Source organism: Streptomyces recifensis (assembly GCF_002154615.1).
GTDB classification, from domain to species: Bacteria; Actinomycetota; Actinomycetes; order Streptomycetales; family Streptomycetaceae; genus Streptomyces; species Streptomyces griseoluteus.
This window is the reverse complement of sequence record NZ_MUNH01000322.1, coordinates 1-2,443: the sequence shown is the minus strand read 5'-3', so window position 1 is coordinate 2,443 and position 2,443 is coordinate 1. Positions and strand designations below refer to the sequence as shown.

General features: G+C 69.9%; 3 protein-coding genes. 2 read left to right on the top strand and 1 reads right to left on the bottom strand.

The window, feature by feature from the left end; genetic code table 11:
- Positions 1 to 41: 41 nt before the first annotated feature.
- Positions 42 to 698 carry a copper chaperone PCu(A)C domain-containing protein gene (locus tag CCN33_RS17915; protein WP_086694596.1) on the bottom strand — a complete coding sequence of 219 codons (657 nt, stop codon included), beginning with the start codon at positions 696 to 698 and terminating at the stop codon, positions 42 to 44.
- Positions 699 to 1,313: 615 nt separating this feature from the next.
- On the opposite strand from CCN33_RS17915, the gene CCN33_RS17905 reads away from it, so the two are divergent.
- Together CCN33_RS17905 and CCN33_RS17900 are read left to right on the top strand one after the other, a co-directional pair.
- On the top strand, positions 1,314 to 1,796 hold the full coding sequence (locus tag CCN33_RS17905; RefSeq protein WP_003953493.1) for a CarD family transcriptional regulator: 483 nt from the start codon (positions 1,314 to 1,316) through the stop codon (positions 1,794 to 1,796).
- A gap of 281 nt (positions 1,797 to 2,077) precedes the next feature.
- The coding region (locus tag CCN33_RS17900) for an IspD/TarI family cytidylyltransferase (RefSeq protein WP_167387885.1) at positions 2,078 to 2,443 on the top strand (366 nt) is incomplete at its 3' end.

The following is a 2,443-nucleotide window of genomic DNA, read 5'->3' as shown; positions in this document are numbered from 1 at the left end:
GGGCTCCCGGCCGGGAGCCCCCTCAAGTCACGCGTACGTGCTTACTGCCCCGCGGACGCCGACGCGGAGTCGCTCGGGGAGGACGCCGGGGCGGAGGCGGACGAGCCGGGCTTGTCGCCCGCGGGCTTGCCGCTCGCGGACGGGCTGCCCGACGGCGAGGAGGTCGCGGCGGCGGGCGCGGACGGCACCTCGCTCGGGCCCCAGTCGCTGAAGTAGCTGGTGGCGGGGACGACGAAGGCGCGCAGGCCGACCGCACCGGTCTTGCTGAAGGTGAAGGTGACCTTCTGGGCGTTGCCGTTCTGGACCGCCTCGCGGCCGCTGGCCAGCATGGCGGAGGCGTTGCCCTTGCCGCCGATGACGAGGCGGCCGTGGGCCGGGACGGTGAGGGTTCCGCCCTTGGCGGGCTTCAGCTCGACCTTCTCGTTGCTGCCGTCGACGGCGATCGACTGGAGGTCCTGGTCGGTCGAGCCGTCGTTGAACAGCGTTGCGGCGACGGCTGCCGGGCCGTTGGCCTTGGCGTCGGGCTGGGTGATGACCAGGGCGTTCTGCACCTTGATGGCCCCGACGCTGGTCTCGGCGTTGTCCGGCCGGATCTCCAGGGTCTGGGCGTTGTTGCCGGCGCCGCAGGCGGCGAGCGAGGCGATCGAGAACGCGAGGGCGGATGCGGCGAGGGCGCCGCGTCGAAGGCTGCTGCTCACGGCGGCGGCAACTCCTTGAACGCACAGGGGCGGCTGTCCTGTAAAGCCGCCCTAAGGATCTGTCAGCGCCCTCAGGCTACCGAGCCGTTCACGCGCCGCCGCACCCGACCCTCCCCAACCGCCCCGCTTCCCTCCCGGTGGGGGTACCGGGCACCCCGCTGATCACCGGCCACGGGCTTCCCGTCCGCCATTCGGATAACGCCGTGCGACGCCGTTGACGGCCTCCCGGTGACACGGGGCGACACTCCGGGCGGCATTTCCGTGAAGGAATACGCGCGTGTCCGGAATTGATCACCGCCGGGTGGCGTGATCAATTCCGGAATCGTCTCGTACCCGGCTCCGCTCATCGAACGAAGGAGCGGAAGTCGTACGCTTGGAAGCGCCCAAACCGGGACATTCAACCAATCGGGGCGGCTCCCTGAGGCGTGTGACGTAGATGTTTCCCTCTGCACGCAGAGTGGCTCCCACCTGCGAATACCCGCTTCCGCGGGTGGCCCGCAGCACGTCCCGGTTGCTGTTGTCAAGCCCCGAGATATGCCCTGACCTGCGAAAACGCCATTCAGAAGACGCCGTATCCGTGTTACCCTGGATAGCCACGGAAGGGGTACCTGTCACATGACGTTCAAGGTTGGCGACACCGTGGTCTATCCCCATCACGGGGCCGCGCTGATCGAGGCAATCGAAACTCGTCAGATCAAAGGCGTGGACAAGACCTACTTGGTGCTGAAGGTCGCCCAGGGCGACCTGACGGTACGTGTGCCAGCGGACAATGCGGAGTTCGTCGGCGTGCGTGATGTGGTCGGTCAGGACGGTCTGGACCGGGTCTTCGAGGTGCTGCGCGCGCCGTACGCCGAGGAGCCCACGAACTGGTCGCGCCGCTACAAGGCAAATCTGGAGAAGCTCGCCTCCGGCGACGTCATCAAGGTCGCGGAAGTCGTGCGTGACCTGTGGCGCCGCGAGCGCGAGCGCGGACTCTCCGCCGGTGAGAAGCGCATGCTCGCCAAGGCCCGCCAGATCCTGGTGAGCGAGCTGGCCCTCGCGGAGAACACCAACGAGGACAAGGCCGAGGCGCTGCTCGACGAGGTACTCGCCTCCTGACACGGAGCGGGCGGCGTGCCCCGCCCGCCTTCACGTCCAGCGCAGCAAAAATGCCGTGGTGCCCGATGACACTCACCCTGTCGCCGGGCGCTGCGGCATATTCGTCCCCGCATGCCTCCCCTGTGCACTGCCCCTGTCGTTCAACCCCCCTGTGTCGTGCTCGCGTCCGGGGGTGGACGGCTCGACCGCGGTTCACGGAAAGGGTCCGGTCAAGGCGTCGCGCCCGGCGCTCCTCCAGGCCATACCCACCGGCCCCGAGCACACAAACCTGACAGGAACCGATGTCTGACGAATCGCGTCCCGCGCCCGCCGAGCGGCGCCAGGACAGCCGCGTCGCCGCCGTGATCCCCGCCGCCGGCCGGGGCGTACGCCTCGGTCCGGGCGCCCCCAAGGCGCTCCGGGCGCTGAACGGCACGCCCATGCTGATCCACGCGATCCGCGCCCTGGCCGCCTCCCGGCACGTCTCCCTGGTGGTCGTCGTCGCCCCGCCGGACGGCGCCGCCGAGGTCAAGTCGCTGCTGGACGCGCACGCGCTGCCCGAGCGCACGGACTTCCTGGTCGTGCCCGGCGGGGAGAGCCGCCAGGAGTCGGTCCGCCTGGGCCTGGACGCCCTGCCCCCCGCCTACGACGTCGTCCTGGTGCACGAC

Coding starts and splice junctions, on each gene's coding strand:
- CCN33_RS17905 (WP_003953493.1), top strand. CDS start 1,314: ATGACGTTCAAGGTTGGCGACACCGTGGTCTATCCCCATCACGGGGCC.